General features: G+C 67.8%; 24 protein-coding genes, 1 tRNA gene and 1 riboswitch. Of the genes, 13 read left to right on the forward strand and 12 right to left on the reverse strand.

Features of this window, described 5'->3' with window-relative positions; translation table 11 throughout:
• The first annotated feature begins 10 nt into the window (after positions 1 to 10).
• From IB228_RS00820 to IB228_RS00830, 3 genes are all read left to right on the forward strand, one after another.
• The gene (locus IB228_RS00820; protein WP_183644846.1) at positions 11 to 547 is read left to right on the forward strand and encodes a GNAT family N-acetyltransferase; all 537 of its coding nucleotides are present in this window, start codon (positions 11 to 13) and stop codon (positions 545 to 547) included.
• Positions 548 to 673: 126 nt separating this feature from the next.
• Positions 674 to 2,173, forward strand: a complete 1,500-nt coding sequence (locus IB228_RS00825) for an alanine/glycine:cation symporter family protein (RefSeq protein ID WP_192197308.1) — start codon at positions 674 to 676, stop codon at positions 2,171 to 2,173.
• Between the two features lies 1 nt (position 2,174).
• Complete coding sequence (locus IB228_RS00830) at positions 2,175 to 3,062, forward strand: RNA methyltransferase (RefSeq protein WP_192197309.1); 888 nt, start codon at positions 2,175 to 2,177, stop codon at positions 3,060 to 3,062.
• A gap of 104 nt (positions 3,063 to 3,166) precedes the next feature.
• Here IB228_RS00830 and IB228_RS00835 read toward each other — a convergent pair whose 3' ends face one another.
• The 4 genes from IB228_RS00835 to IB228_RS00850 form a co-directional block, all read right to left on the reverse strand.
• A complete protein-coding gene (locus tag IB228_RS00835; protein WP_192197310.1) occupies positions 3,167 to 4,582 on the reverse strand; it encodes a M28 family peptidase in 1,416 nt (471 codons plus the stop codon).
• Positions 4,583 to 4,680: 98 nt separating this feature from the next.
• Positions 4,681 to 5,085 (reverse strand): large-conductance mechanosensitive channel protein MscL, encoded by a 405-nt coding sequence (gene mscL / locus IB228_RS00840; protein ID WP_183644195.1) that lies wholly within the window; start codon positions 5,083 to 5,085, stop codon positions 4,681 to 4,683.
• Positions 5,086 to 5,191: 106 nt separating this feature from the next.
• The gene (locus tag IB228_RS00845; protein ID WP_192197311.1) at positions 5,192 to 5,896 is read right to left on the reverse strand and encodes a fumarylacetoacetate hydrolase family protein; all 705 of its coding nucleotides are present in this window, start codon (positions 5,894 to 5,896) and stop codon (positions 5,192 to 5,194) included.
• 57 nt (positions 5,897 to 5,953) lie between these two features.
• A complete protein-coding gene (locus tag IB228_RS00850) occupies positions 5,954 to 6,226 on the reverse strand; it encodes a hypothetical protein (RefSeq protein WP_183644189.1) in 273 nt (90 codons plus the stop codon).
• A 94-nt stretch (positions 6,227 to 6,320) separates the two neighbouring features.
• Between IB228_RS00850 and IB228_RS00855 the strand changes: the two genes are divergently transcribed.
• Entirely contained in the window at positions 6,321 to 6,644 is a 324-nt protein-coding gene (locus IB228_RS00855) for a Rieske 2Fe-2S domain-containing protein (protein WP_183644185.1), read from the forward strand.
• 107 nt (positions 6,645 to 6,751) lie between these two features.
• Here the strand turns inward: IB228_RS00855 and IB228_RS00860 are convergent, their stop codons facing one another.
• The 3 genes from IB228_RS00860 to IB228_RS00870 form a co-directional block, all read right to left on the reverse strand.
• Complete coding sequence (locus IB228_RS00860) at positions 6,752 to 8,611, reverse strand: SLC13 family permease (protein ID WP_183644843.1); 1,860 nt, start codon at positions 8,609 to 8,611, stop codon at positions 6,752 to 6,754.
• Positions 8,612 to 8,766: 155 nt separating this feature from the next.
• Complete coding sequence (trmB, locus tag IB228_RS00865; protein WP_183644182.1) at positions 8,767 to 9,501, reverse strand: tRNA (guanosine(46)-N7)-methyltransferase TrmB; 735 nt, start codon at positions 9,499 to 9,501, stop codon at positions 8,767 to 8,769.
• Positions 9,502 to 9,505: 4 nt separating this feature from the next.
• Positions 9,506 to 10,300, reverse strand: coding sequence for a thiazole synthase (locus IB228_RS00870; RefSeq protein WP_183644178.1), 795 nt, complete (start codon positions 10,298 to 10,300; stop codon positions 9,506 to 9,508).
• Positions 10,301 to 10,499: 199 nt separating this feature from the next.
• Here IB228_RS00870 and IB228_RS00875 point away from each other — a divergent pair, with 199 nt between their 5' ends.
• The 3 genes from IB228_RS00875 to IB228_RS00885 are packed head-to-tail and all read left to right on the forward strand — an operon-like array spanning position 10,500 to position 15,638.
• A complete protein-coding gene (locus IB228_RS00875; protein ID WP_192197312.1) occupies positions 10,500 to 13,025 on the forward strand; it encodes a TonB-dependent receptor in 2,526 nt (841 codons plus the stop codon).
• A 13-nt stretch (positions 13,026 to 13,038) separates the two neighbouring features.
• Positions 13,039 to 14,163, forward strand: coding sequence for a Ca2+-dependent phosphoinositide-specific phospholipase C (locus tag IB228_RS00880; RefSeq protein ID WP_192197313.1), 1,125 nt, complete (start codon positions 13,039 to 13,041; stop codon positions 14,161 to 14,163).
• A complete protein-coding gene (locus IB228_RS00885; RefSeq protein WP_192197314.1) occupies positions 14,163 to 15,638 on the forward strand; it encodes a CehA/McbA family metallohydrolase in 1,476 nt (491 codons plus the stop codon). The genes IB228_RS00880 and IB228_RS00885 overlap by 1 nt, the downstream gene beginning before the upstream one ends.
• 18 nt (positions 15,639 to 15,656) lie before the next feature.
• Here the strand turns inward: IB228_RS00885 and thiS are convergent, their stop codons facing one another.
• Positions 15,657 to 15,857, reverse strand: a complete 201-nt coding sequence (gene thiS, locus IB228_RS00890) for a sulfur carrier protein ThiS (protein WP_192197315.1) — start codon at positions 15,855 to 15,857, stop codon at positions 15,657 to 15,659.
• Between the two features lie 173 nt (positions 15,858 to 16,030).
• Here thiS and IB228_RS00895 point away from each other — a divergent pair, with 173 nt between their 5' ends.
• The 5 genes from IB228_RS00895 to IB228_RS00915 all read left to right on the forward strand — a co-directional run bounded on the left by IB228_RS00895 (position 16,031) and on the right by IB228_RS00915 (position 21,311).
• Positions 16,031 to 17,848: an autotransporter domain-containing protein gene (locus IB228_RS00895; RefSeq protein WP_192197316.1), complete on the forward strand. Its 1,818-nt coding sequence runs from the start codon at positions 16,031 to 16,033 to the stop codon at positions 17,846 to 17,848.
• Between the two features lie 88 nt (positions 17,849 to 17,936).
• Positions 17,937 to 18,010 (forward strand) — tRNA-Gly (locus IB228_RS00900).
• Between the two features lie 91 nt (positions 18,011 to 18,101).
• Positions 18,102 to 18,986, forward strand: a complete 885-nt coding sequence (gene rimK / locus IB228_RS00905) for a 30S ribosomal protein S6--L-glutamate ligase (protein ID WP_183644160.1) — start codon at positions 18,102 to 18,104, stop codon at positions 18,984 to 18,986.
• Positions 18,987 to 19,315: 329 nt separating this feature from the next.
• Complete coding sequence (locus IB228_RS00910) at positions 19,316 to 19,999, forward strand: response regulator transcription factor (protein ID WP_183644157.1); 684 nt, start codon at positions 19,316 to 19,318, stop codon at positions 19,997 to 19,999.
• A complete protein-coding gene (locus tag IB228_RS00915) occupies positions 19,986 to 21,311 on the forward strand; it encodes a HAMP domain-containing sensor histidine kinase (protein ID WP_183644153.1) in 1,326 nt (441 codons plus the stop codon). The genes IB228_RS00910 and IB228_RS00915 overlap by 14 nt, the downstream gene beginning before the upstream one ends.
• A 39-nt stretch (positions 21,312 to 21,350) precedes the next feature.
• Here the strand turns inward: IB228_RS00915 and IB228_RS00920 are convergent, their stop codons facing one another.
• Both IB228_RS00920 and metF read right to left on the reverse strand, forming a co-directional pair.
• Positions 21,351 to 21,935, reverse strand: coding sequence for a hypothetical protein (locus tag IB228_RS00920; RefSeq protein WP_183644150.1), 585 nt, complete (start codon positions 21,933 to 21,935; stop codon positions 21,351 to 21,353).
• Between the two features lie 88 nt (positions 21,936 to 22,023).
• Complete coding sequence (gene metF / locus IB228_RS00925) at positions 22,024 to 22,851, reverse strand: methylenetetrahydrofolate reductase [NAD(P)H] (RefSeq protein WP_141453920.1); 828 nt, start codon at positions 22,849 to 22,851, stop codon at positions 22,024 to 22,026.
• Between the two features lie 123 nt (positions 22,852 to 22,974).
• Here metF and IB228_RS00930 point away from each other — a divergent pair, with 123 nt between their 5' ends.
• Positions 22,975 to 23,532, forward strand: coding sequence for a DUF3228 family protein (locus tag IB228_RS00930; RefSeq protein ID WP_183644145.1), 558 nt, complete (start codon positions 22,975 to 22,977; stop codon positions 23,530 to 23,532).
• A 36-nt stretch (positions 23,533 to 23,568) separates the two neighbouring features.
• Here the strand turns inward: IB228_RS00930 and ybaK are convergent, their stop codons facing one another.
• A complete protein-coding gene (gene ybaK, locus IB228_RS00935; protein WP_192197317.1) occupies positions 23,569 to 24,042 on the reverse strand; it encodes a Cys-tRNA(Pro) deacylase in 474 nt (157 codons plus the stop codon).
• A gap of 136 nt (positions 24,043 to 24,178) precedes the next feature.
• Entirely contained in the window at positions 24,179 to 25,612 is a 1,434-nt protein-coding gene (gene ahcY / locus IB228_RS00940) for an adenosylhomocysteinase (protein WP_192197318.1), read from the reverse strand.
• Between the two features lie 38 nt (positions 25,613 to 25,650).
• Positions 25,651 to 25,742: riboswitch (S-adenosyl-L-homocysteine riboswitch) on the reverse strand.
• Positions 25,743 to 25,803 lie beyond the last annotated feature (61 nt).

Raw genomic sequence — 25,803 nt, forward strand, 5'->3', positions numbered from 1 at the left:
TCTGGAAAGCATGGAAGACAGCGTGGTTCAGGGCGACGGGTTCACATTGCGGCGTTGGCGGGCGGAAGACGCGCGCTGGCTGCTCCGCCACGCCAACGACGCGCAGGTCGTGCGCGGCTTGAGCGAACGTTTCCCGCATCCCTACCGGCGCGAGGACGCCTGGCGGTTCCTCGCCGGCGAAGTGGTGGATCTGAACGATCCGGTGTTCGCCATCGATATCGACGGCCGCGCCTGCGGCGGCATCGGCGCGCACCCGCGTCTGGGCGAGCGTGGGGGCAGCGCCGAGCTGGGGTACTGGCTCGGCCGCCGCTACTGGGGCCAGGGACTGATGAGCCGGGTGGTCGCGGCCTACGTGCCGTGGGTGATGGATCACCTGCAACTGCACCGCATGCAGGCCAACGTGCTGGACATCAACCCGGCCTCGGCACGGGTGCTGCTCAAGAACGGCTTCCAGGAAGAAGGCCTGCTCCGCCACGCCATCCGCAAGGATGGGCAGTTGCACGACCTGCGGGTCTTCTCCCGCCTGCGGACGCCGACCACGCACTGAACACCCCGGGTTTCCCTGTTCAGCAGGGTGATCCCCCTCGCCGGGCTTCGCAGAGCGGGCCGATTCGTGGAGAATCGACCGGTCCCCGGTGACGGGGACTTTTCCTTTTAGGGCAGGGGAGACTGCGTGGAAGCCATCATCAATGCCGTCAACGGCATCATCTGGAGCAAGGCACTGATCGTCATGTGCCTGGGCGCCGGCCTGTATTTCACCATCCGCACCCGCTTCATGCAGGTGCGTGGCTTCGCGGAGATGCTGCGGCTGACCGTGAGCGGGCAGAAATCCGAGGCCGGCGTGTCCTCGTTCCAGGCGCTGGCCATGTCGATGGCCGGCCGCATCGGCATCGGCAACATCGCCGGCGTCGCCACCGCGATTGCCTTCGGCGGTCCCGGCGCGGTGTTCTGGATGTGGGTGATGGGCTTCCTGGGCGCGTCGACGTCCTACGTCGAATCGACGCTGGCGCAGATCTACAAGGTCAAGGATGCCGAAGGACGCTATCGCGGCGGCCCGGCCTATTACATCGAAAAGGCGATGGGCCTGAAGTGGTACGCGCTGCTGTTCGCCATCGCGACCATCGCCGCCACCGGCTTCCTGATGCCGGGCGTGCAGGCGAACGCGATCGCCGACAGCGCGGCCAACGTCTGCCAGGGCACGTCGCTGTGCGGCGCCATGGACGGCCAGTGGCTGGGCATGCCGGCGCGCGATGCATTCAAGCTGGGCATCGGCATCACGGTGTCGATCCTGCTGGCGGTGATCATCTTCGGCGGCGTCAAGCGCATCGCCAACTTCGCCGAAATCGTGGTGCCGTTCATGGCCGCCGGTTTCATCCTGATGGCGGTCACGGTGATGGTGCTCAACGCCGAGCTGGTGCCGGAAATGTTCCGCGTCATCTTCAGCAGCGCCTTCGGCACCCATGCCGCGTTCGGCGCGATCCTGGGCCTGGCGGTGGAATGGGGCGTCAAGCGCGGCATCTACGCCAACGAGGCCGGCCAGGGCACCGGCCCGCACGCCGCCGCCGCCGCCGAGGTCTCGCACCCGGCCAAGCAGGGCTACGTGCAGGCCTTCGCGATCTACTTCGACACCATGATGGTGTGCACCTCGACCGCGTTCCTGGTGCTGACCACCGGCAAGTACAACGTGTACTCGCCCACGGGCGGCGCGCACCTGTATACCGGCATGCCGCCGGGCGTCGAGGAAGGCCCGGGTTACGCGCAGGCGGCGGTGGAATCGGTGCTGCCGGGCTGGGGCGCGGGCTTCGTGGCGGTGGCGCTGTTCTTCTTCGCCTTCACCACCATCATGGCCTACTACTACATGGCCGAGACCAACCTGAGCTATGTCAACGGCAACCGGCGTCGTCCGCTGACCGTGCTGCTGCTGCGGCTGGGCATCATGGGCATGGTCATCTTCGGTGCCTTCCACAATGCCAAGACCGCGTGGGCGCTGGGCGACATCGGCGTCGGCCTGATGGCGTGGCTGAACATCATCGCGATCCTGATCCTGCACAAGCCGGCGATGGCGGCGTTGCGCGACTACGAGCGGCAGAAGAAGCTGGGCCTGGATCCCGTCTTCGATCCGGACGTGGCGGGCGTGAAGAACGCCGACTTCTGGAAGAACCGGCAAGGCTGACATGAGTGGTCCCTGGGACAAGCGGCCACCGCCGCGCTCGCATGGCACCGGCCGTCCCGCGGGCCCGCGCCAGCCGCGTGCGCCGCGTCCCGCCGAGCCCCGCGATGACGCGCGCGGGTCGGCGGGAGCGCAGATGGGGGCGCCGATGGGCGCGCGCGACGAGTTGCGCCTGTATGGCATCAACGCCGTGCGCGCGGTGTTCGAACGGCGTCCGGAGGCGATCCGCAAGATCTACCTGACCGAGGCGCGGATTCCCGCGTTCAAGGCGCTGCTGGCGTGGTGCGTGAAGCAGCGCATCGGCTACCGGGTGGTAGCCGAGGATGATCTGGATCGGCTCGCCGCCAGCCAGCACCATGAGGGCATCGTCGCCGAGGTGCTGAAGGCGGAACCGACGTCGGCCGGCGATTGGCTGCGCACGCTGCCGGCCGGTCCGGCGCTGGCGATCTGGCTGGACGGGGTCGGCAATCCGCACAATTTCGGCGCCATCCTGCGCTCGGCCGCGCACTTCGGCGTATCGGCGATCCTGCTGCCGCCGCAGGGTGGACTGGCGCTGTCAGGCGCCGCGGCGAGGGTCGCCGAAGGTGGCGCGGAACAAGTGCCGCTGGTGCGCCTGGGCAACACCGCAAACGCCATCGCGCAACTGCGCGGCGCCGGCTTCTCGCTGGCCGCCACGGTGGTGCGCGGCGGTGACGATCTGTTCGCCGCGCGCTTGCCGGAACGTCTGGTCTACGTGATGGGCGCCGAGGGCGAAGGCATGGATCCGCAAATGGCCGCCGCCTGCGATGCGCGCCTGTCGATTCCCGGCACCGGCGCGGTGGAGAGCCTCAACGTGGCCTCGGCGACCGCCGTGTTCCTCGCCCAGTGGCGGCAGCGTCTCGCGAGGGGCTGAGCGACGCGCTGGCCGCCCCGGCTTCCGGCGCGAACATCGCTTGCAGAACGAAAGAGCGGGCCGAATGGCCCGCTCTTTTTTTTCATCCACGGAAGACGAAAGCATCATTCCTGCGGCGGCTTGACCTGCTTGGGCTCGCTGCCGAAACCGCCCTCGGCCTCCGCCGCCAGATAGGCGAACACGGTATAGGCGGCCACGTTCTGCGCCAGCGCCTTGGGATCGATCTTGTCCAGGGTGTCGTCGGCGGTGTGGTGCAGGTTGAAGTAGTCGGTGCCATCCTGCGCCAGCCAACCCCAGGCCAGGCCCCGCGCGGCGAACGGGCTGATGTCCGGGCCGGGACCGCCCTTGTCGGCCTGGTACTCGATGCCCAGCGGCGCCAGTGCCTCGGCGATCTGGCGGGTGGCCTCGCGGGCATGCTCGGGCGCGCTGGTGTTGAAGGCGTAGATGCGGCCGGCGCCGAAATCGCTCTCCGCGCCGATCTGGTGCAGGCGCACGTCGGCGGCGTGCTTCTCCGCATAGGCGCGGCCGCCGTACAGGCCCTGTTCCTCGTTGGCGAAGGCGACTACGCGGATGGTGCGCTTGGGCGCCTGCTTCAGTTGTCCGATCAGATGGCCGGCGGCCATGGTCAGGGCGACGCCGGCACCGTCGTCGATGGCGCCGGTGCCCAGATCCCAGGAATCCAGGTGGCCGCCGATGACCACGACTTCCCTGGGCAGGCTGCGCCCGGTGATTTCACCGATCACGTTGTAGGAGGTGGCCTCGCCATCCCAGCCGCAATCCAGCGCCATCCGCACCTTGACCGGGCCGCGCGCCAGCAGGCGGGCGAGCTGGTCGGCGTCGGGGATGGTCAGCGACGCCGACGGTACCGGGGTCAGGCCGTCGTCGAAGCGGGTGATGCCGGTGTGGGCGACGCGATGGTTGTCGGTGCCGGCCGAGCGCATCAGGTAGCCGATGGCGCCCTTGCGGATCGCCGCCGACGGGCCGCGCGAGCGGATCGCGCCGCCGTTGCGGTAATCGCTGCCGGAACGATCCGCCTTCATCTGGTAATCGACGAAGGCGATCTTGCCCTTCAGCGAATCCGCGGGCGCGGCTTCCAGCGCGGCCAGATCGGCGAAGCGCACGATCTCCGCTTCCACCGTGCCGCCGGGGCTGCCACCCAGCGCGGTGATGGTCAGCGCCTGCGGATGCGCACCCAGTACCGCGGCGTGCTCACTGCGGCGTTCCCACTTGGGAAAGGTCACCGGTTCGGTCCATACCTTGTCAAAACCCAGCGCCTTGAACTTGGCGGTGGCCCAGGCCACCGCGCGCGCGTCGGCCTCGCTGCCGGCCAGGCGCGGACCGACTTCGGTGGTCAGCGATTCCACCACCTTCCAGCCGGTGTCGTCGGCCAGCGCCTGCTCGCGCAGCTGCGCGGCGGTGGCCAGGGCGGCGTCGGGAATGCGGGTGGGTTTCTGCGCGGCGTGCGCGATGGGAGCGGAGAGGGACAGGCTGAGGGCGATCAACAACGGCGTCAGACGCATGGAGTACCCCTGGGAGCAGGCTGGAAATTGGGCAGGAAACAGGAAAGCCGCGAGCTTAGCAGCCCGCGGCTTTCCCCGATTGTGAAACAAGTCGTGGCTTACTTCTTCAGCGCGTCGCGGATCTCGCGCAGCAGCAGCACGTCTTCGGGCGGAGCGGCCGGTGCGTCCGGCGCCTTCTTGTAGAGGCGGTTGACCGCCTTGACCAGCAGGAAGATGGCAAAGGCGACGATGACGAACTGGATCAGCGTGTTGATGAACTCGCCGAAGCCGATCACCACCGCGGGAATCTCCTTGCCGGCGGCATCGACGGTGGCTTCCTTCAGCGTCCATACCCACTTGGAGAAATCCACGCCGCCAACCAGCAGGCCGATCGGCGGCATGATGATCTTGTCGACCAGCACGGTGACGATCTTGCCGAACGCCGCGCCGATCACCACGCCGACCGCCAGGTCGACCACGTTGCCGCGCGCGATGAATTCCTTGAACTCGCTGATCATGCCCATGCTGGATGTCCTCATGTCCGGGCGACAGCGCCCGTAGGCGCAAAACTATACCGTGGCGGGTGAAGATCGCATCCCTCCCGCACGTTTTTCGCGCGAACGACGGGGATCAGACGATCGTGCCGCGCAGTTCGACCACGCCGTCCAGCGAGGCGGCGAAGCGATCCCCGGCCACCAGCGGACCCACCCCGGCCGGCGTGCCCATGAACACCAGATCGCCGGCCTTGAGCGCGTAGAGCCGGGACAGTTCGTGCAGGATTTCCGGCACGTCCCAGATCAGATCCGACAGCGCGCCATGCTGGCGCACCTGGTCGTTGACGGCGAGGGTCAGCGTGAGCGCCGCGAGATCGCCCACGTCCGCCACGGGCACCAGATCGCTGATCGGCGCGGAATGATCGAAGCCCTTGCCGGTGTCCCACGGCAGCCCCTTGGCCTTGGCCGCGCCCTGCAGGTCGCGGCGGGTCAGGTCCAGGCCGACGCCATAGGCCACCACCAGCGCCTGCGCCCGTGCGGGATCCAACTCGCCGGCCGGGGCATCCTGGCCCAGCGCGGCAACCAGTTCCACCTCATGGTGCAGATCCTGCGTGCCGGGCGGGTAGGGAACATCCGCGTTACCGGCGACGATGGCATCGGCGGGCTTGTGGAAGAACACCGGCTGCCCGCGCTCCGTTTTCGAGGCCGGGGCGGCGGCGCCCATCTCGCGCGCGTGATCGGCGAAGTTGCGGCCAACGCAGAAAATACGGCGCACGGGAAACGTGCCGCCGCCACGCACGGTCACGCGCGGAACGGGAGGAGCGGGGAACAGATCGGTCATGTCGGCGGCCGGCCGTGCCGGGCAGGGAAACGGCCGCTGAGTGTAGGACGCGCGCCGTCAGTGCGACAGCGGCAACACCGGCTTGCGCACCACTTGGTACTCGGCTTCGACCACACCGCCACGCGCGATCGGCTTGCCGCGCTGCTTGAACAGCCTGTACAGCAGGCCGGCGGCGATCATAGCCGCGCCGATGAACACGCTGAAGAACACCAGCACGCACAACAAGGCCAGGCCCAGCAGGCCGATGGCCAGCCGCAGCAGCGGATGACGGGGCTTGCGCGGAGCGAAGGCGGAACGGAAGGCGTTGAACTGGAAGCTGCGTGCGAACATGGCGATGGGTCGTGACACAATGCGGCCGGAGCCGGATGGCGTGCAGTATCCGGTGACAAGAATATGACGGTGTGAGAAGTTCGTTAAGGCGACCATGGCCCTTATAGCGCTGGACAGAATAGAAGACGGCGGGTTCGCCGAAGTCGAAGCCGATATCGACGGAGATAGCGAGTCTCTGGTGCTTTTTCGGCAGGGCGGGGAAGTTCGCGCCTGGCTGAATGTCTGCCCGCATGCCGGCCGCCGGCTGGACTGGGCGCCGGGCAAGTTCCTGAAAAGCAAGGACGGCCTGCTGGTCTGCGCCGCCCATGGCGCCTCGTTCGAACTGCAGCGCGGCGATTGCGTCGCCGGTCCCTGCCGCGGCGACTCGCTGCGGGCGGTGCCGGTGCAGGTAGTCGAGGGCATGGTGCGGCTGGTGTAGCGCGCACGGCCAACCTGTGGGAGCGACGTCAGTCGCGATGAACCATGCTGGTCCGCTCAGGCAACAGCTCGCGACTGACGTCGCTCCCACAGTCGAGATGACAGGGCCTAACCCGCCCGGCCGTTCCACCAGAACAGCGCGTTGACCGCCAGCACCACCACCACGGTGTAGATCAGCGACAGCGGTCCGCCGACGCGCCACATCTGCCGCGAGGTGTAGTTGGCAGGGCCGGTGACCATCGAGATCACCGGGTTCGACGCGGTCATCAGGTTGTTGGAGGCCGACAGCGCGACGATCAGCGCAAACGCGGTCGGATTGCCGCCGGCGGCCAGCGCCAGGTTGATCGCCATCGGCACCATCACGATGGTCGCGCCGACGTGGCTGATCACCAGCGAGAAGCCGGTGGTGAGCAGCGCCACCGCGATTTCGATCAGCCAGACCGGCATGCCCTCGGGCAGGCGCTCGACGGTGTGCCCGGCGACCCACGCCGCCGCGCCGCTGCTGTCCATCGCCCAGCCCAGCGGAATCAGCCCCGCCATCAGGAACACCGTCTTCCAGTTGATCGCCGCGTAGGCCTCGTCCATCCGCAGCACGCCGGTCAGCAGCATGCCGGCCACGCCGGTCATCAGGGTCAGCGAGACCGGCAGCTTCGAGGTCAGCGCGATGATGATGGTGACCGCGAAGATGGTCATCGCGATCTTGAACTTGTGCGGCCGCTGCTCGCCCTTGGGATAGTCGGTCACCACCACGAAGTCGCGGCTCTCGGCGGCCTGGTGCAGGTCGGTCCAGATGCTGTGGAAGACCAGCATGTCGCCGGCGCGCAGCGGAATCTTGCGCACGTCCTCGCGCAGCACCTTCTTGTCGCGGTTGATCGCCAGCAGGCTGATGCCGGCCTGCTTTCGCAGGCGCAGGTCGGCGGCGGTCTTGCCGATCAGCTTGGAGGTCGGCGGAATCACCGCCTCGGAAATGCCCGCGCGGCTGGGATTGAACAGATCGCCGAAGTGGCGCAGGCGCGAGGACATCCGCAGGAAATGGTTCTGCGCGAAGTCGGCCACCTGCGGGCGCGAACCCATCACGCCCAGCACGCTCCCCACCCAGATGCGCATGTCCGCCGGCGGTGCCAGGCGGGTGTCGTTGCCGGTCTGCAGCGCCAGCATCAGCGGCGCGTCGTGCATCGCCTCGGCCTCGCCCAGCGACATGCCCACCAGCGGGCTTTCCGCGGTGACCAGCAGCTCGAACACGTCGCCCTCGATGCCGTAGGTATTGGCGAAATAGCTCTCGGTGCGCGCCGGGGTCACGCTGGTTTCGGTTTCGTCCTTGAGTTTCTTGTCGCCGTAGTAGCGGAAGTACAGCAGCGAGGCCAGCAGCAGCGCCACGCCGATCGGCAGCGGCGCGAACATGCGCAGCGGCTCCAGCGTGGCCATGCCGGAGGGCAGGTTGTTGTTGGCCGAGACCAGCAGGTCGTTCAGCAGGATCAGCGGCGAATTGCCGACCATGGTCAGCGCGCCGCCCATCACGATGGCCGCGGCGATCGGCAGCAGCAGGCGTTGCAGCGACAGCGAGGTGCGCGAGGACAGCCGCGAGGCGACCGGCATGAACAACGCCATCACCGACGGGTTCTGCATGAACGAGGAATTGAGGCCGGCGATGGCGGTGGTCATCAGCAGCAGCCGCTGCTCGACGCCGTGGCCGCGCCGCAACAGCCAAGAGGCCAGCCGGTTCAGCGCGCCGGTGCGGTCCAGGCCGGCCCCCAGGATCATGGTCGCGATGATGCTCATCACCGCGTTGCCGGAGAAGCCGCCGAAGATTTCCTCCGGCGCGATCAGGCCGGTGATGCCCAGGATCACCAGCACCACCAGCGCGACCAGATCGGCGCGGATGCGCTCGAACAGGAACATCGCCATCGTGAAGCCGACCAGCCCGAGCACGAGCTTCATGTCGTTGGTCAGCGTCAGCGCAGTGGTGATCACGGCTGGGATTCGATATTCGGGATGACCGTCCATTCGGACGTTGAAAACCGGGATTCGGTAGGGCGGGCGCGCCGGTGGCGCGGGCCGAGTGCGGTGCCGGCACGGTTATCAGGCAATTTGGCGAAGACGTCCAATCCCGAGTTCCCTATTCCCTAATCCCGGTCATAAACCAGATCCCAGACGCCGTGGCCCAGCTTCTGGCCGCGGGTCTCGAAGTGGGTCTGCGGCCGCCAGGGCGGGCGCGGCACGTGTCCGCGCGGGCCGGCCCGGTTGCGCAGGCCGGGCGTGGCGTCGAGCACGTCCCACATCTGCTCGGCATAGTCCTGCCAGTCGGTGGCCGCATGCAAGCGTCCGCCGCTGCGCAGCTTGCCCGCCAGCAGGGCGGCGAAGCCGGGCTGGATCAGGCGGCGCTTGTTGTGGCGCTTCTTGTGCCAGGGATCCGGGAAATAGATGCGGATCTCGTCCAGCGAGCCGTCGGCGACCTCGTGCTGCAGCACTTCCACCGCGTCGTGGTGGTAGAGCCGCACGTGATTGCTGCCGTCCTCGGCCAGCGCGTTCAGCAGCCGGCCGACGCCCGGCGCGTGCACTTCCAGGCCGATGTAGTCGCGCTCCGGATCCTGGGTGGCGGCGAAGCGCAGCGCCTCGCCGTTTCCGAAACCGATCTCCAGCACCCGCAACGCCTGCCTGCCGAACACCGCGTCGTAGTCGCGCGACTGGCCGGTGTAGTCCAGACCAAAGCGCGGCCACAGCGTATCGAACGCGCGTTGCTGGGCCTCGGTGAAGCGGCCCTGGCGCAGCACGAAGCTGCGGATCTGGCGCCGTCCTTCCTCCACCGTGAATGGCTTGGGCGGGGTCTTGGCGCCCGGGCTGGAGAACGGATCGGTCATCGGATCAGCCGATCAGGCCGTCGATGGGGCTGGAGGCCGACGCGTTGCGCTTGCGCGGGATGCGCCCGGCCAGGAACGCCTCGCGGCCGGCCTCGACCGCCTTGCGCATCGCGCTGGCCATCAGCACCGGGTTGCGGGCGCCGGCGATGGCGGTGTTCATCAGCACGCCGTCGCAGCCCAGCTCCATCGCGATGGCCGCGTCCGAGGCGGTGCCCACGCCGGCGTCGACCAGCACCGGGACCTTGGCGTTCTCGATGATTTCCAGCAGGTTGTACCGGTTCTGGATGCCCAGGCCCGAACCGATCGGAGCGGCCAGCGGCATCACCGCCACGCAGCCGATGTCCTCCAGCCGGCGGGCCAGGATCGGGTCGTCGCTGGTATAGACCATCACCTGGAAGCCGTCGGCCACCAGTTGCTCGGCCGCGGCCAGGGTCTGCACCACGTCCGGATACAGGGTCTTCTGGTCGCCCAGTACCTCCAGCTTGACCAGGGTGTGGCCGTCCAGCAGCTCGCGGGCCAGCCGGCAGGTGCGCACCGCATCGTCGGCGGTGTAGCAGCCTGCGGTGTTGGGCAGGATGGTGTAGCGATCCGGTGGCAGCACGTCGAGCAGGTTGGGCTCGTTGGGCGACTGGCCCAGATTGGTGCGGCGGATCGCGACGGTGACGATTTCGGCGCCCGCGGCCTCGGTGGCCAGGCGGGTTTCCTCGAAATCCTTGAATTTTCCGGTGCCGGTGAGCAGGCGGGAACGGTAGCTTTTTCCCGCAATGACCAGCGGGTCGGTGTGGGTATCGTGAGGCATCGGCGGATTATCGCCGATCCCGGCCGGGCGTGCGTGAGCGGAGCGACGCGGGGCGCCGGAAAAGCGGGATCGGCGTCGCGATGGTCATCGGATTGACCCGCCGCGGTCACCCCGACGACATATCCGCTGGCCAACATCCCGTCGATCACGGCGCGGCGCCACTGCCGCGCGATCGCTCTTCCTCCCCCAGGAAACAACCATGCCCATACGCCTCCACCGCCTCGGCGGTTCGATTCGCTGCGTCCTCGCGTCCGGCGCCTGCCTCACCGCCGGCCTGCTTCCCGCCCATGCCCAGGAGGCCGCCGCGACGGCCACGACGGGCACGACCGCCAGCGCCAAGCAACTGGATACGGTGATTGTCACCGGCCGCGCCGGCGTGCAGGAACGCAGCAAGGCCGAGACCAGCTATTCGATCACCGGCATCGACGAAGAACGCCTGCGCCTGCAGGCACCCACCAGCGTCACCGAATCGCTGAAGAGCGTGCCGGGCTTCTGGGTCGAGGCGTCCGGCGGCGAGGCCAGCGGCAACGTGCGCGCGCGCGGCGTGCCGGTCGACGGCTTCGGTTCGATCACCCTGCTCGATGACGGCATGCCGGTGCAGCACGACCCCGCGCTGGGCTATCTCAACGGCGACCAGGCGTTCCGCCTCGACGAGACCACCGAGCGCATCGAAGTGGTGCGCGGCGGACCGTCCTCGATCTTCTACTCCAACGCGCCCGCCGGCGCGGTCAACTACATCCCGCGCCAGCCGGGTGATCGCACCGAGGGCGTGTTCAAGTACACCGTCGGCGACTACGGCCTGCATCGCGGCGACTTCTGGGTCGGCACGCCGATTGGCCAGGACTGGAAAATGTCACTGGGCGGCTACTACCGCCAGGACGACGGTGTGCGCGATCCGGGCTTCAAGGCCAACGACGGCGGCCAGGTGCGACTGAACCTGGTGCGCGCGCTGGACGGTGGCAGCCTGTCCTTCGACGTCAAGCACATGGACGACAAGGTGATGCTGTACCTGGGCATCCCGATGCGCACGATCGGCGGCAAGATCCGCGCGGTGCCGGGCTTCGACGGCAACCACGGCACCCTGGCCGGGCCGGAAACCGAGCACGTGCGCATGCGCATGGCCGACGGCGGCATCTACGATTTCGACAACGGCGAGGGCACCCACGTCAAACGCGACCAGTTCACGGTCAAGTTCGACAAGACGCTGGGCGACTGGCGTTTCGTCGACAGCCTGCGCTACAACGACACCGAGACCCAGCGCAACGGCATGTTCCCGAACGCGTTGCAGAGCGCCAGTTCGTTCCTGGCCAACGGCGACAACCTGGCCCTGCTGGCCCGCTACCCGGGCGCGACCGCGCTGCAGTTCCGTTACACCCATGGCGGCCAGATCTACGACACGGCCAACCAGAACGGCAACGGCCTGATCGTCATCGGCGGCCTGCGCGGCGTCACCGCGCCGGTGAAGGAACTGATGAACGACGCGCGGGTGTCGCGCCGTTTCGAGTTCGGCAGCCAGTCCCACGACCTGACCTTCGGCTATTACTACGCCAAGGTGGATCAGGACTTCGATCGCTATTCCTCCACCGTCCTGCTGGACGCGCGTGACAACGCCCGCCTTCTGGACCTGGTGGCGGTGGACGCCAGCGGCAATCCGGTGGGCACCATCAGCGACAACGGCATCTGGCGCTACGGCTACGAATGGGAGAACGCCAGCGGCCGCTCGCAGACGCACGCGTTCTACCTGGCCGACGAATGGCAGGTCAACGACAAGCTGCGCATCGACGGCGGCGTGCGCTGGGAAAAGGTCAACGTGGAAGGCTGGGTGGAAGGGCGCGTGCAGCCCAACCTGACCGCCGGCGGCCCGGTCACCGACAGCCAGATGTGGATCGGCAACGGCCGCTTCTCGACCTACGACCGGGACTTCGACAAGGTCGGCTGGACCCTGGGCGGCAACTGGCAGTTCGACGAGTATTCCGGCCTGTTCGCGCGCTGGACCTCGACCTTCCGCCTGCCGAACCTGGGTTCGTTCATCACCAACGCGACCGCCAAGCCGGTGATCCAGACCATGGACCTGGGCGAGCTGGGCTACAAGTTCACCCACCAGAAGTTCGATCTGTTCGCCACGGCGTTCTTCACCAGGTACGACAACGTCGGCTACAGCAACTACGTGTTCGATGCGAACACGGGGGCTTCGACCCGGCAGGAACTGTTCGCCGACACCCGTACTTTCGGCCTGGAACTGGAAGCCGCCTACTATCCGGTGGACTGGTTCGACGTTTCTATGACCGCGACGGTGCAGGAACCGGAGTATCGCGGATTGCGCTATACCGAAGTGGTCAACGGCCAGCCGGTCCTGCGCGATTTCGTCGGCAACCAGTTGATCCGGGTGCCGAAGAACAGCCTGCGGGTGGTGCCCGGGTTCAACCTGGCCGGTGGCAAGCTGCGCCTGCAGGCGTCCTACGAACGCCAGGGCGAGCGCTACGTGGATACCGCCAACAGCGTGCGCCTGCCGTCCTACGACGTGATCAACCTCAGCGGCAGCTACGCCTTCGATGACCGCTGGTCGCTGTATGCCTACGTCGACAACCTGGACAACTCGCTGGGACTGACCGAGGGCAACCCGCGCGCGGGCGAGGTATCCAGCGGCGACGCCGGTGCCAACACCTTCATCGCGCGCCCGCTGCTGGGGCGTTCGTACCGCCTGGCATTGATGTACCGCTTCTAGTGAGCGCGTTCTGATGGCGGGACGAGGCTGGCGGGTACTGGGCCCGCTGTTACTGTGGCTGCCGGCGACCTGGGCGTCGGCGGCCTGCGACTTCGCCGCGGCCGACGCGGTGGGGGCGGGTGCCGGGTGCGCGCAGGCCTGGATGGATCGGCACCTGCGCCTGGACGACATCCAGTTGCTGGCCACGCACAACAGCTACAAGCGCGCGTTGCCCGGCCACGAACTGGCGGCGCACCGCGCACGTGATCCTCGTGGCGCGGACGGCATCGACTACGCGCATCGTCCGCTGGCCGAACAGTTGGCGCGCGGTGTGCGCGGTTTCGAACTGGACGTCTACCATGATCCTCGTGGCGGACGCTTCGCGCATGCGGGCGCACCGGCCGGACTGGCGCGGTCGATGCGCCAGCCGGGCTTCAAGGTGATGCATCTGGCCGACATCGACTGGCGCAGCCAATGCCAGCCTTTCCGCGAATGCCTGCGGCAACTGCGGGCGTGGTCGCGCGCGCATCCCCGGCATGTACCGATCATCGTCCAGATCAATGCCAAGGACGGACCGTCCGCGCCGGGACAGGTGCAGCCGTTGCCATTCGACACCGCGGCATTCGACGCGCTGGATGCCGAAATTCGCGACGTGTTTTCCGAGGCCGAACTGATTCTGCCGGATCAGGTGCTGGGCGCCGGCGACCCTCCACGCTGGCCGACGCTGGGCCAGGCGCGCGGGCGCTTCCTGTTCGCGCTGGACGAAGACGAGGCCAAGGTGTCGCGGTACCGCGGCGCCCGCAGGCAACTGGAAGGCCGGGTGATGTTCGTCAACACCGGCGTGGATTCGGCGGCGGCCGGCTGGCGCACGCTCAACGACCCGCGGGACCAGGCGGAAGCCATCCGGCAGGCGCTGGCAGCGGGCCTGCTGGTGCGCACGCGCGCCGACGCCGACACCCGGGAAGCGCGCGCCGGCGATGTCCGGCGCCGCGACGCCGCCTTCGCCAGCGGCGCGCAGATCGTATCCACCGACTACATCGACGCGGACGCCCGATTCGGCGAATACCGCGTCGCCATGCCGGGCGGCGGCATCGCCCGCTGCCGTCCGCGGCCCGGGGATGATCCCTGCGCGGGCCTCGCCATTGGAGAAACTCCGTGATGCAACGACTTGTCGCCCTGCTGGGCCTGCTGCTGTGCTGTCTTTCGCTGCGCGCCGGGGAAGCGCCGGATCGGATCCTGCAAGGCAGCATCCGTGGTGGTGATCACCAGAGCTACCGCCTGCTGCCGTTCGAGGTGCCCGCCGGCACCGGCCGCATCAGCGTGGAATTCGAGTACAGCGGACGCGAGCGCCGGACCACGGTCGATCTCGGCCTGCTGGGGCCGGATGGCTTCCGTGGACGCGACGGATTCCGGGGCTGGAGCGGCGGCAACAAGCAACGCTTCACGGTATCGGCGACGGACGCCACGCCCTCCTACCTGCCCGGGCCGATCACGCCGGGAACCTGGTCGCTGCTGCTGGGCTTTCCGAATGTCCGCGCCGATGCGGACGATCGCTTCACCGCACGGGTGTGGTTCGACGACACCCGCGCCGAGGCGCCCCTGCGCGGGGAAGCGGGCTGGTATCGCGGCGATCTGCACATGCACGACGCGCACAGCGATGGCGGTTGCGCCAGCCAGGCCGGCACGCGCGTGCCCTGTCCGTTGTTCCTGACCGCACAGGCCGCCGCGCGACGCGGACTGGATTTCATCGCCGTCACCGATCACAACACCATGTCGCAGGCCAACGGCCTGCGCGAACTGCAGCCGTACTTCGATCGCCTGCTGCTGATGCCGGGCCGCGAGATCACGACCTTCAGCGGCCATGCCAACTGGATCGGCAGCATCGCGCCGCTGGATTTCCGGGTGGGATCGGCCGAGGTGCCGGACTGGAACGCGGTGCTGGCGCAGACCCGGGGGCAGGGCATCGTCTCCATCAATCATCCCATCCGCCCCTCCGGCGAGGCCTGCATGGGCTGCGGCTGGAGTGCGCCGGACACGACGGATCTGTCGCGGATCCAGGCGGTGGAAGTGGTGAACGGCGCCGACGCCGACAGCGAGTGGTCGGGCATTCCGTTCTGGGAGCGCCAGCTGTCGGCCGGACACCGGCTCACCGCGATTGGCGGCAGCGACAATCACGATGCGCTGCGGGAGGTCACCGATGCCGGCGGCGCGGCGCTGGGGACGCCGGTCACGGTGGTGCGGGCGGCGGAACTGTCGATGCCGGCCATCCTGGACGGCATCCGCCAGGGCCAGGTGTTCGTCGATGTCCAGGGCAGCCGCGATCGCGCGATGAGCTGGGAAGCCGAGGCAGGGCGGGTGCGCGCGGTGATGGGGCAGGCGTTGCCGGTGGCCGCGGATGGCGAAGCCGCGTTCGTCCTGCGCGCCAGCGCGGTGGGCGGCGCCACCGCCGAACTGATCGTGGATGGCCGGATCGTGGAACGCCGTCCCATCCCGACCGGCGCGCATGAGCAGGTCCTGCGGTTCACCTGGCGCGGCGATGGCGCAAGGCACTGGGTGCGCGCCAACGTGCGCGGCGCCGATGGCCGCCTTTGGCTGCTCGGCAATCCGATCTACGTCGAACCGCCCGCGGGCTGAGCGGGCGGCCGGCGGCGCTCAGCCGCCGCCGAGCGCGTGGACGATCTCGATGCGGTCGCCGTCGTGCAGCGCGTGGGAGGGATGCAGGCCGCGCGGCACGATTTCGCCGTTGACCTCGACGGCCACGCGGCGTTCGGCCAGGCCTTCGGATTGCAGCAGGCCGGCGATGGTGAGCGCGGCCTGGAAGTGGCGGGCTTCGCCGTTCAATACGATGTTCATGCGCCTATTGTCGCCGCCCCGCCGTGCCGGTGCACGCCGGTTTGCCGCGTTGCAGCGTGAACGCCCCGGGCCTTGGTGGAACGATAGCCTCCCATGCGCCGCCGTACGGCCAACGCAGCCCACGCCGCATCGCATTCATAACGACAACATCGACATTGCCCCGGGAGAACACCATGAAATCGACCCAACGGCCGTTGCGCCGCCTGCTGGCCTTGGCCCTGGCCGCTGCCGCGACGCCTGCCTTCGCGCAGAGCAGCCCCTTCTCGCAAACCATCTTCTTCGGTGACAGCCTGACCGACAGCGGACATTTCCGGCCGACCCTGGTCCAGCTCAACCCGGGCGCCGCGGTCGCGGGCCGCTTCACCACCAACCCGGGCTTCGTCTGGTCCGAATTCCTGGCCCAGTACTACGGCACGGGTGCGGTGAGCGCCAACCAGGGCGGCACCAATTACGCGGTGGGTGGTGCCCGCACCGGTACGGATGGTTCGCAGGCCTTCGGCCCGATCACGGTGCCGGTTCCGGCGCTGACCACCCAGTTGGCCTCGTATCTGGGCACGACCGGCGGCAAGGCCGACGCGCGCGCGCTGTACACGGTCTGGGGCGGCCCCAACGATCTGTTCGCGGCCGTCGCCAACCCGTCGCAGACGCCGGCCATCATCGGCGCGGCGGTGACGTCGCAGGTCACCGTGGTCGCCGGCCTCAAGCAGGCCGGCGCCGAGTACATCCTGGTGCCGAACATCCCCGACCTCGGCCGCACGCCGGCATTCCTCAACAATGCCGGCGCCACCCAGCTGGCCGCGACCTACAATGCCGCGCTCTACAACGGCCTGACCGCGCAGGGCCTGCGGGTCATCCCGCTGGATACCTTCAACTTCCTGCGCGAAATCACTTCCGCGCCGGGCCAGTACGGTTTCGCCAATGTGACCACGCCGGCCTGCGGCGCGGTGTCGTCGCTGTTGTGCGTACCGCAGAACTACGTGGATCCGAACGCCGCGGCGACCTATGCGTTCGCCGACGGCGTGCATCCGTCGATGACCGCGCACCAGATGCTGGGCCAGTACGCCATTTCGGTGCTGGAAGGCCCGCGCCAGCTGGCCGTGCTGCCGTACACCGCCTCGGTGATCGGCCGCTCGCGCGCCGACCGCGTCGCCAGCCACATCGACGCCAAGCCGGAATCCGACGGCGTGCGCTGGTGGGGCGACCTGCGTGGCGACTCACTGCGCTACGACGAGGGCGATTTCGACGGCATCACCCCGACCGGCACCTTTGGCCTCGACTGGACGCGCGGTGATTTCGTGTTCGGCGGCTTCGCCGGTTTCGGTCGCGGCAAGATGGACTTCGGCGACAGCCGCGGCAGCTTCAAGCAATCGGATGCCACCCTCGGCGGCTTTGCCGGCTGGTACCAGGATCGCATGTGGGTCAATGGCCAGGTCAGCTACACCTGGCTGTCCTACGACGTGGACCGCGAGATCCCGTTCGGTCCCGCCACCCGCCGCCACAGTGGTTCGCCGGACGGCAGCAACCTGACCGCGGCGATCAGCGCCGGCTACGATTTCGAGCACGGCAAGCTGCGCCACGGTCCGGTCGCCAGCGTGGTCGCCCAGCGGGTCAAGCTGGACGGCTATTCGGAAAGCAACCCCAGTTCCACCGCGCTGACCTATGGCGACCAGGATCTGGATTCGCTGATCGGCAGCGTCGGCTGGAAGGCCAGCATCCAGGCCACCGAGCACACCCGCCCGTACGCGCAGCTGACCTACGATCACGAGTTCGAGGAAGCCGATCGCCAGGTGTTCGCCAGCCTGCAGTCGATGCCCGGCGTGATGCCGTACGCGGTGCCGGGCCTGAACTTCGATCGCAACTACGGCACCCTCACCGTCGGTGCCCGCACGCAGGTCTTCGGCCTCGACGCCGACGTCGGCGCGCGGGTCTCGGCCGGCAAGAAGGACGGTCACGATGCGACCGTGTTCGTCAGCCTGGGTGGCGGCTTCTGATTCCACCGATCACCTGCTTTGCCTTGCGGCGCCCCTCGTGGGCGCCGCATTGCATCGGCGCCCCGACACCGCATAGACTCGTTCCCGTGCGGGTGTAGTTCAATGGTAGAACTGCAGCTTCCCAAGCTGCTAACGTGGGTTCGATTCCCATCACCCGCTCCACTTTTCCCTTCCCCCCTTCCATGTCACCGGGCCGTCATCCACGGTTGCCGGGGACGTGCGATTCTCTGGGCCTCAGCCGCGGCGACCCGCCATGAAACTGGCCATCCTTTCGCGCAACAGCAAGCTCTATTCCACCCGCCGGCTGGTCGAGGCGGCCCGCGAGCGCGGCCATTCGGTGCGCGTGCTGGATCCGCTGCGCTGCTACATGCGCATCGCCTCGCACGGGTTCGCGATGCACTACATGGGCAAGCCGATCGCCGGGTATGCGGCGGTGATTCCACGCATCGGCGCCTCGGTGACCCGCTATGGCACGGCGGTGCTGCGGCAGTTCGAACTGATGGGCAGCTTCAGCCCGAATCCGTCCGACGCCATCCTGCGCGCGCGCGACAAGCTGCGCGCGCACCAGTTGCTGGCGGCACAGGGCATCGGCCTGCCGATTACCGTGTTCGGCGACAACCCGGACGACACCACCGACCTGCTGTCGATGCTCGGCCCGCCACCGCACGTGATCAAGCTCAACGAAGGCGCCCAGGGCGCCGGGGTGATGCTGACCGAGAAGCCGTCCGCCTCGCGCAGCGTGGTGGAAGCCCTGCGCGGCCTGTACGCCAATTTCGTGGTGCAGGAGTTCATCGGCGAGGCCGAGGGCGCCGACCTGCGCTGCTTCGTGGTCGGCGGCCAGGTCATCGCCTCCATGCGCCGGCAGGCACCCGAGGGTGATTTCCGCTCCAACCTGCATCGCGGCGGCACCGCCGAGGCCGCCCCGGCGACCGAGGAAGAGCGGGCGGTCGCGGTCCGCGCCGCGCAGGTGCTGGGATTGGGCGTGGCCGGGGTGGACCTGATCCGGTCCAGGCGCGGTCCCCTGGTCCTGGAAGTGAACTCCACCCCCGGCCTGGAAGGCATCGAGGCGGTCTGTGGCGTGGACGTGGCGGGCGCCATCGTCGACCACCTAGCGGACGGGGCCGCCTGTTCAGGCTGAACCTTTGCCTGAACAGGGCGTTTTCACGTGGAATTAACGCGAGCTTTAACGGTTTTTTAGTCGAAATCCGCGTAGCCTTGCCCGACCGCAGCTCTGCGTCTTCCCTGGATTGGGTTACTTCCGGAAAGCACAGGATTACGGTAATCGGGGCACATCTTGGCCCAGGTCGGCGCCCGCCGGCCTGGGCTTTTTCTTTGCAATGAGGGGCGTTGCGGGGCCGATTGATCCGTGCACGGAGCCGTGCAGGGAGAATTTGTTAAATTCAGGGCCTCACTTTTGGAACCGCGGCCCGCAGGACGGGTCGAACGGATCCCAACACAGGAACCGCCATGCGAATTCTGGTCATTGAAGACAACAGCGACATCGCCGCCAACCTCGGGGACTACCTGGAGGAACGCGGCCACACCGTGGACTTCGCCGCCGACGGCGTCACCGGCCTGCACCTGGCCGTGGTCCACGAGTTCGACGCCATCGTGCTGGATCTCAACCTGCCGGGCATGGACGGGCTGGAAGTCTGCCGCAAGCTGCGCAACGAGGCGCGCAAGCAGACCCCGGTGCTGATGCTGACCGCCCGCGACTCCCTGGACAACAAGCTGGCCGGCTTCGACTCCGGCGCCGACGACTACCTGATCAAGCCGTTCGCCCTGCAGGAGGTGGAAGTGCGCCTCAACGCGCTGTCGCGTCGCGGCAAGGGCGTGCAGACGCGGGTGCTGGAAGTCGGCGATCTGGAATACAACCTGGACACCCTGGAAGTGCGCCGGCAGGGCAAGCTGCTGCAACTCAACCCGACCGCGCTGAAGATCCTGCAGGCGCTGATGGAAGCCTCGCCGGCGGTGGTCACCCGCCAGGAACTGGAGACCCGGGTCTGGGGCGAGGAATTGCCCGACTCGGATTCCCTGCGCGTGCACATCCACGGCCTGCGCGCGGTGGTCGACAAGCCGTTCGAAGTCCCCCTGATCCAGACCCGCCACGGCATCGGCTACCGGATCGCCGCGCCCGATGGCAACGGCTGAGCCCGGACGCCCGGCGGCGGCGCGCGCCCGCAAGTTCCGCCACCGCCTTCGCACCCGCATCATCCTGTCGTTTTTCCTGCTGGGCACCGGCCTGACCGGCCTGTTCGCCTATCTGACCGACGTCGCCCGCCAGCGCGTGGAAACACAGCTGGTGGAAGACGTGATGAACCAGAACATCGACGAGTACATGCGTCGTTTCTACCTGGACCCCAGCGGGAACCCGGACATCAAGGTCCAGCAGATACGCGCCTACGTGTTCGCACCCGACAGCGAGCGGCTGCGGACCGAGTTCCCCGACTGGATTCGCCTGCGCGACGGAACCCACAACATCACCGGCGTCGATGAAACCGGCGTCGAGTACGCCTACAAGCTGGCGGTGAGGAAAGCCCCCGAGCAGTGGTTTTTCCTGGCCTATGACATGACCCAGTCGCGCAAGGGCGAAGTGCAGCTCAAGCGCTGGCTGTACCTGGCCGTGCTGTTGTTCGGCGCGTTGTCACTGATCATCGGCTGGTGGTCCGCTTCGCGCGTGATGAGTCCGGTTTCTAACCTGGCGCGCCGGTTGCGCGCCTACAAGGGCAGCAGCGATCCCAAACCGCTGGCGCCCCATTTTCCCGAGGACGAAGTGGGCGAGCTGGCCAAGGCGCTGGATGACTATTCCGACCGCCTGACCGAGGTGGTCCAGCGCGATCGCGAGTTCAACGCCGACGTCAGCCACGAACTGCGTACGCCGCTGGCCATCATCCGCGGCTCGGTCGAATTGATGCTGTCGCGCCAGGACCTGGACGAGAAGACCCGCACGCGCATCCTGCGCATCCAGCGCGCGGAGCAGCAATGCACGGATCTCATCAGCGCCCTGCTGCTGCTGTCGCGGAGCGAACGCGGGCACGGCAACACCGACGTTGGCCGGGTGGCGGAACAACTGCTGGATGCGCACCGCGCCCAGTTGGGTGGAAAGACGCTGGACCTCCGGGTCGAGGGCGATTGCGGGTTGAAGATCGATGCGCCGGAAGCCGCGCTATCGGTGGCCCTGGGCAATCTGATCGGCAACGCGGTCAAGTACACCCAGGAAGGCGAGGTCGTCGTGAGGTTGTTGCCGACGGCGGTGGAAGTCATCGATTCCGGTCCGGGGCTGAGCAAGGAAGACGCGGCCCGTCTGTTCGAACGCGGTTACCGCGGTACCCACGCCGGTCATTCACAGGGAGGCGGCATTGGCCTTTCGATCGTTAGTCGTCTTTGCGATCTGTATGGCTGGCGGGTCGGGGTGAAGCCGGGAGAGCAACGCGGCGTGATCGCCACGCTTCGCTTTTCCTGACCGGGAATGCCTCCTCGGGCGGGCGCATTCCGATCGTGCCTACAGCGTGATCCAGAAGCAGTTGTAGGCGCGCCGCAGGCCGAACACCGTTCGCGACGGCGTCGCGCTGTTCTTCAGTGTCTGCTCCAGCCGCAGGCCGACGGGCCGTTGCGGGGTGGTCTGCGGGTAGTAGCCATCGGTGTTGGCGTCCAGCACGCTGCCGTCCTCGGCCAGCACCGGCGTGGCGGGGCGAATCGGGACGATGTCGATGAGCGGGCGCTGCACCACCGCTTCCAGCTGATCCAGGATGCGGTGGGCGGATCGGTCGGAGATCCCGTTCCATTGGTAGATGCCGGCCAGCCGGTTGACGTCGCGCGCGTCGACGGCGGCGGTGATCTGCGCCACCAGATCGCTGAGCGTGCGCGAACAGGTGCCGCGATACAGGCCGGAGGCGCCGCGCGTGGACGCGGTGGCGGGATCCGGCAGGCGGTCCATCGCGCCGATGTCCTCGCAGCGCTTGTCGGTGTAGACGGTTTCGCCGGTCATGGTGGTGCAGCGCTGCACCGGATCCTGGGCGCTGGCGGGAAGGATTCCGGTGGGCCAGGCCAGGCAGGCGGCAAGCAGCGGCAGGAGGATGAGTCGCATCGCATCAGCCTACCGGCCGACGCGTGGCCCGCCAATGAGCTTCATGCATGCGCGCGCCAACCGCAACGCCGCGCACACCACCCGTGGTTCAGCGCCCCAGCCGGCTCAGCACGGCCTGGGTGGGCTTGGCCAGGTTCAGGGTATAGAAGTGCAGCGACGGGGCGCCGCCGGCAATCAGCCGTTCGCACAGGTTGGCGACCACGTCCGCGCCGAACTCGCGGATGCTGTCCACGTCGTCGCCGTAGGCCTGCATGCGCTTGGCGATCCAGCGCGGAATCTCGGCGCCGCAGGCTTCGGAGAAGCGCTTGAGCTGGGAATAGTTGGAGATCGGCATGATGCCGGGCACGATCGGAATGCCCACGCCCAGTTTGCGGGCGGCGTCGACGAAGTGGAAATAGGCGTCGGGGTTGTAGAAGTACTGGGTGATCGCGCCATCGGCACCGGCATCGACCTTGGCCTTGAAGTACTTCAGATCGCTGAGCGCATCGTCGGATTGCGGGTGCGTCTCGGGATAGGCGCCGACCTCGATGTGGAAGGTATCGCCATGCTCGGCGCGGATGAACGCGATCAGTTCCGAGGCGTAGCGCAGGTCGCCGGGGTGGCCCATGCCGGAAGGCAGGTCGCCGCGCAGGGCGACGATGCGCTTGCAGCCGATGGCGCGGTACAGCTTGAGCAGTTCGCGGATTTCCTCGCGGCTGCCGCCCACGCAGGACAGGTGCGGCGCGGCGGAGAAGCCATGCTGCTGGTTGAGATGGCGGACCGTCTCGGAGGTATAGCTCAGGGTGGAGCCGCCGGCGCCGAAGGTGCAGGAGACATATTCGGGACCATATCCCTTCAGCTTCTCCGCGGTGCGGTCGAGCTGGGCACGCTGCTCGTCGGTCTTGGGGGGGTAGAACTCGAAGCTGAGGGCGGTCATGGGCGGGCAGGGCGACGGAAACGCGTCCATTATATCTCTCCATCAAGATGGATATGCAAACGCTGTGGCCGCCGGCTTGCGGCCACGCGCTACCCTGTGCGGGACCTTTCACCGCGCTCGTCCATGTCCATCGTCCTCACGCCGTTCGCCCGCACCCGCCTGTTTCCCCGCGAAACCCGCCGCAACACCATCCAGGACTGCACGCCGGAGCAGTTCGAGCAGCATCTGAACCGGCACGCGCCGCTGAAGGACCTGCCGGGCTATGCGCCGTTCTGCCGGCTGCACGTGCACCGGAACTGGACCTCCACCCGCTGCCTGACCGTGCCGATCACCGACGGCAACCGCCATCGGCTGCGGTCGGCCTACGAGGCCCGCACCCGCGAGGAGCTGCCGGTGCTGGTGCGCTGGTTCGAGGGCGTGGAGCCGCCGGTGGCGCGCTACCTGGTGGTGATCCTGTACAGCCGCGAGCAACTGGCGCGCGAGGGCAGCCCCATCGACGCCGACTGGGGCGTGGTCGGCTGCCTGTATACCGCCGAACCCGAGGAGATCCCGATGGCGCCCATCACCATGATGCGCAACGCGCTGGGCGTCGAGGAGGGCGGCTCCGGCACGCCGCTGGACCGCGACGCCTATCGCCGCGCGGTGGAATTCTGGGAGAACAACGCCAACTGGAGGCCGTAATCCCGTACCGGAGGCGAAGGCCGCGGGCGGCGCCCTTCAGCGGGCGCGACCGATCGGCGCGAAGCGGGCGTCGGTCAGGCGCGCGAGATCGGCCGGGGCCAGCTCCACTTCCAGTCCGCGCCGGCCCGCGCTGACGTGAATCGCCGGCAGCGACTGCGCGCTGGCGTCCAGGAAGGTCCGCAGCCGCTTCTTCTGCCCCAGCGGGCTGATGCCGCCGACCAGGTAGCCGGTCGCGCGCTGGGCGGCGTCGGCGGCGGCCATGTCGCAGCGCCGGCAGCCGGCGGCCTCGGCGAGCGCCTTGAGGTCGAGCTGGCCGGCGACCGGAACGATGGCCACCAGCAGTTCGCGGGATTCGGTGGCGGCCAGCAGGGTCTTGAACACCCGGGCCGGGTCCAGGCCCAGCTTCTCGACCGCTTCGGCGCCGTAGGAACCGGCGTCGCGATCATGCGCATAGGCGTGCACGGCATGGGCGATGCGCTGGCGCTTGAGCAGTTCGATGGCAGGGGTCATGGGCGATGTCCGTGTCGTCGGCGGCGATCATGCTGGCCGCGCCGCGCGCCGTCGTCTTGAACGGGCTTGCTGTCCATGAACGACGACGGGCGCCCGAAGGCGCCCGTCGCGTTGCAACCGTTGACCGGAACCGCGATCAGTAGCGGTAGTGATCCGGCTTGTACGGGCCTTCCACCGGCACGCCGAGGTAATCGGCCTGGTCCTGGGTCAGCTTGGTCAGCTTGACGCCGATCTTTTCCAGGTGCAGGCGCGCCACTTCCTCGTCCAGGTGCTTGGGCAGGCGGTAGACGGTCTTCTCGTAGACGTCCTTGTTCGCCCACAGGTCGATCTGGGCCAGGGTCTGGTTGGCGAACGAGTTGGACATCACGAAGCTGGGATGGCCGGTGGCGCAGCCCAGGTTGACCAGACGGCCTTCGGCCAGCAGGAACATCGCGTTGCCGTTCGGGAACACGTACTTGTCCACCTGCGGCTTGATGTTGACCTTCTGCACGCCGGGGAAGTTGACCAGCGCGTCGACCTGGATCTCGTTGTCGAAGTGGCCGATGTTGCACACGATGGCCTGGTCCTTCATCGCCTTCATGTGATCGATGGTGATGATGTCCTTGTTGCCGGTCGTGGTGACGTAGATGTCGGCCGTGCCCAGGGTGTCTTCGATGGTGTTGACCTCGAAGCCTTCCATCGCCGCCTGCAGCGCGCAGATCGGATCGATTTCGGTGACGATGACGCGGGCGCCGTAGGCGCGCAGCGAGTGCGCCGAACCCTTGCCGACGTCGCCGTAACCGCAGACCACGGCGACCTTGCCGGCCAGCATCACGTCCATCGCGCGCTTCAGGCCATCGGCCAGCGACTCGCGGCAGCCGTACAGGTTGTCGAACTTGGACTTGGTGACCGAATCGTTGACGTTGATCGCCGGGACCAGCAGGGTGCCGGCTTCGGCCAGCTGGTACAGGCGGTGCACGCCGGTGGTGGTTTCCTCGGACACGCCCTTCCAGGCCTTGACCACTTCGGTCCAGTAGCCCGGACGCTCCTTGTGCACGCGCTTAAGCAGGTTCTTGATCACCTGCTCCTCGTGGCTGGAGGAGGCGGTGTTGACCCAGTCAGAACCGTTTTCCAGTTCGTAGCCCTTGTGGATCAGCAGGGTCACGTCGCCGCCGTCGTCGACGACCAGCTCCGGACCCAGCTTGCCGCCACCGAAGCTCAGCGCGTCGAGCGTGCAGTCCCAGTACTCTTCCAGGCTCTCGCCCTTCCAGGCGAATACCGGAGTGCCGCTGGCGGCGATCGCGGCGGCGGCGTGATCCTGGGTGGAGAAGATGTTGCACGAGGCCCAGCGCACGTCGGCGCCCAGGTCGACCAGCGTCTCGATCAGCACGGCGGTCTGGATGGTCATGTGCAGCGAACCGGTCACCCGCACGCCTTTGAGCGGCTTGGCGGCGGCGTGCTTGCGGCGGATGGACATCAGGCCCGGCATCTCGTGCTCGGCGATGTCGATTTCCTTGCGGCCCCAGTCGGCCAAGGAAATGTCGGCGACCTTGTAGTCACCCTCGGTGGAGAACTGGCGTACGGCGTTCATGGTTCGGCTCCGGTTAATGGGCGAGCTGTGCTCGCATTCTTGACCGGGCGCCGTTACAGAAAAGTCCTGCCGAGCCTGGCCATCGATGCTTCTCCTGAAGCCCGTCATGGTCGCAGCGCCCCTCGGCGAGGGCGGCCATTATATCGGCTGTTCCGGATGAAGCGATGGATGGGCCGGGCATGACCGACGGC

The sequence above is a fragment of the Pseudoxanthomonas sp. PXM04 genome, assembly GCF_014851695.1.
GTDB classification, from domain to species: domain Bacteria; phylum Pseudomonadota; class Gammaproteobacteria; order Xanthomonadales; family Xanthomonadaceae; genus Pseudoxanthomonas_A; species Pseudoxanthomonas_A beigongshangi.

Excerpts from the sequence above, each read along its gene's own strand:
- IB228_RS00820 (WP_183644846.1), top strand. The coding sequence starts at position 11 with ATGGAAGACAGCGTGGTTCAGGGCGACGGGTTCACATTGCGGCGTTGG.
- IB228_RS00830 (WP_192197309.1), top strand. The coding sequence starts at position 2,175 with ATGAGTGGTCCCTGGGACAAGCGGCCACCGCCGCGCTCGCATGGCACC.
- IB228_RS00835 (WP_192197310.1), bottom strand. The coding sequence starts at position 4,582 with ATGCGTCTGACGCCGTTGTTGATCGCCCTCAGCCTGTCCCTCTCCGCT.
- mscL (WP_183644195.1), bottom strand. The coding sequence starts at position 5,085 with ATGGGCATGATCAGCGAGTTCAAGGAATTCATCGCGCGCGGCAACGTG.
- IB228_RS00845 (WP_192197311.1), bottom strand. The coding sequence starts at position 5,896 with ATGACCGATCTGTTCCCCGCTCCTCCCGTTCCGCGCGTGACCGTGCGT.
- IB228_RS00850 (WP_183644189.1), bottom strand. The coding sequence starts at position 6,226 with ATGTTCGCACGCAGCTTCCAGTTCAACGCCTTCCGTTCCGCCTTCGCT.
- IB228_RS00855 (WP_183644185.1), top strand. The coding sequence starts at position 6,321 with ATGGCCCTTATAGCGCTGGACAGAATAGAAGACGGCGGGTTCGCCGAA.
- trmB (WP_183644182.1), bottom strand. The coding sequence starts at position 9,501 with ATGACCGATCCGTTCTCCAGCCCGGGCGCCAAGACCCCGCCCAAGCCA.
- IB228_RS00870 (WP_183644178.1), bottom strand. The coding sequence starts at position 10,300 with ATGCCTCACGATACCCACACCGACCCGCTGGTCATTGCGGGAAAAAGC.
- IB228_RS00875 (WP_192197312.1), top strand. The coding sequence starts at position 10,500 with ATGCCCATACGCCTCCACCGCCTCGGCGGTTCGATTCGCTGCGTCCTC.
- IB228_RS00880 (WP_192197313.1), top strand. The coding sequence starts at position 13,039 with ATGGCGGGACGAGGCTGGCGGGTACTGGGCCCGCTGTTACTGTGGCTG.
- IB228_RS00885 (WP_192197314.1), top strand. The coding sequence starts at position 14,163 with ATGCAACGACTTGTCGCCCTGCTGGGCCTGCTGCTGTGCTGTCTTTCG.
- thiS (WP_192197315.1), bottom strand. The coding sequence starts at position 15,857 with ATGAACATCGTATTGAACGGCGAAGCCCGCCACTTCCAGGCCGCGCTC.
- IB228_RS00895 (WP_192197316.1), top strand. The coding sequence starts at position 16,031 with ATGAAATCGACCCAACGGCCGTTGCGCCGCCTGCTGGCCTTGGCCCTG.
- rimK (WP_183644160.1), top strand. The coding sequence starts at position 18,102 with ATGAAACTGGCCATCCTTTCGCGCAACAGCAAGCTCTATTCCACCCGC.
- IB228_RS00910 (WP_183644157.1), top strand. The coding sequence starts at position 19,316 with ATGCGAATTCTGGTCATTGAAGACAACAGCGACATCGCCGCCAACCTC.
- IB228_RS00915 (WP_183644153.1), top strand. The coding sequence starts at position 19,986 with ATGGCAACGGCTGAGCCCGGACGCCCGGCGGCGGCGCGCGCCCGCAAG.
- IB228_RS00920 (WP_183644150.1), bottom strand. The coding sequence starts at position 21,935 with ATGCGACTCATCCTCCTGCCGCTGCTTGCCGCCTGCCTGGCCTGGCCC.
- metF (WP_141453920.1), bottom strand. The coding sequence starts at position 22,851 with ATGACCGCCCTCAGCTTCGAGTTCTACCCCCCCAAGACCGACGAGCAG.
- IB228_RS00930 (WP_183644145.1), top strand. The coding sequence starts at position 22,975 with ATGTCCATCGTCCTCACGCCGTTCGCCCGCACCCGCCTGTTTCCCCGC.
- ybaK (WP_192197317.1), bottom strand. The coding sequence starts at position 24,042 with ATGACCCCTGCCATCGAACTGCTCAAGCGCCAGCGCATCGCCCATGCC.
- ahcY (WP_192197318.1), bottom strand. The coding sequence starts at position 25,612 with ATGAACGCCGTACGCCAGTTCTCCACCGAGGGTGACTACAAGGTCGCC.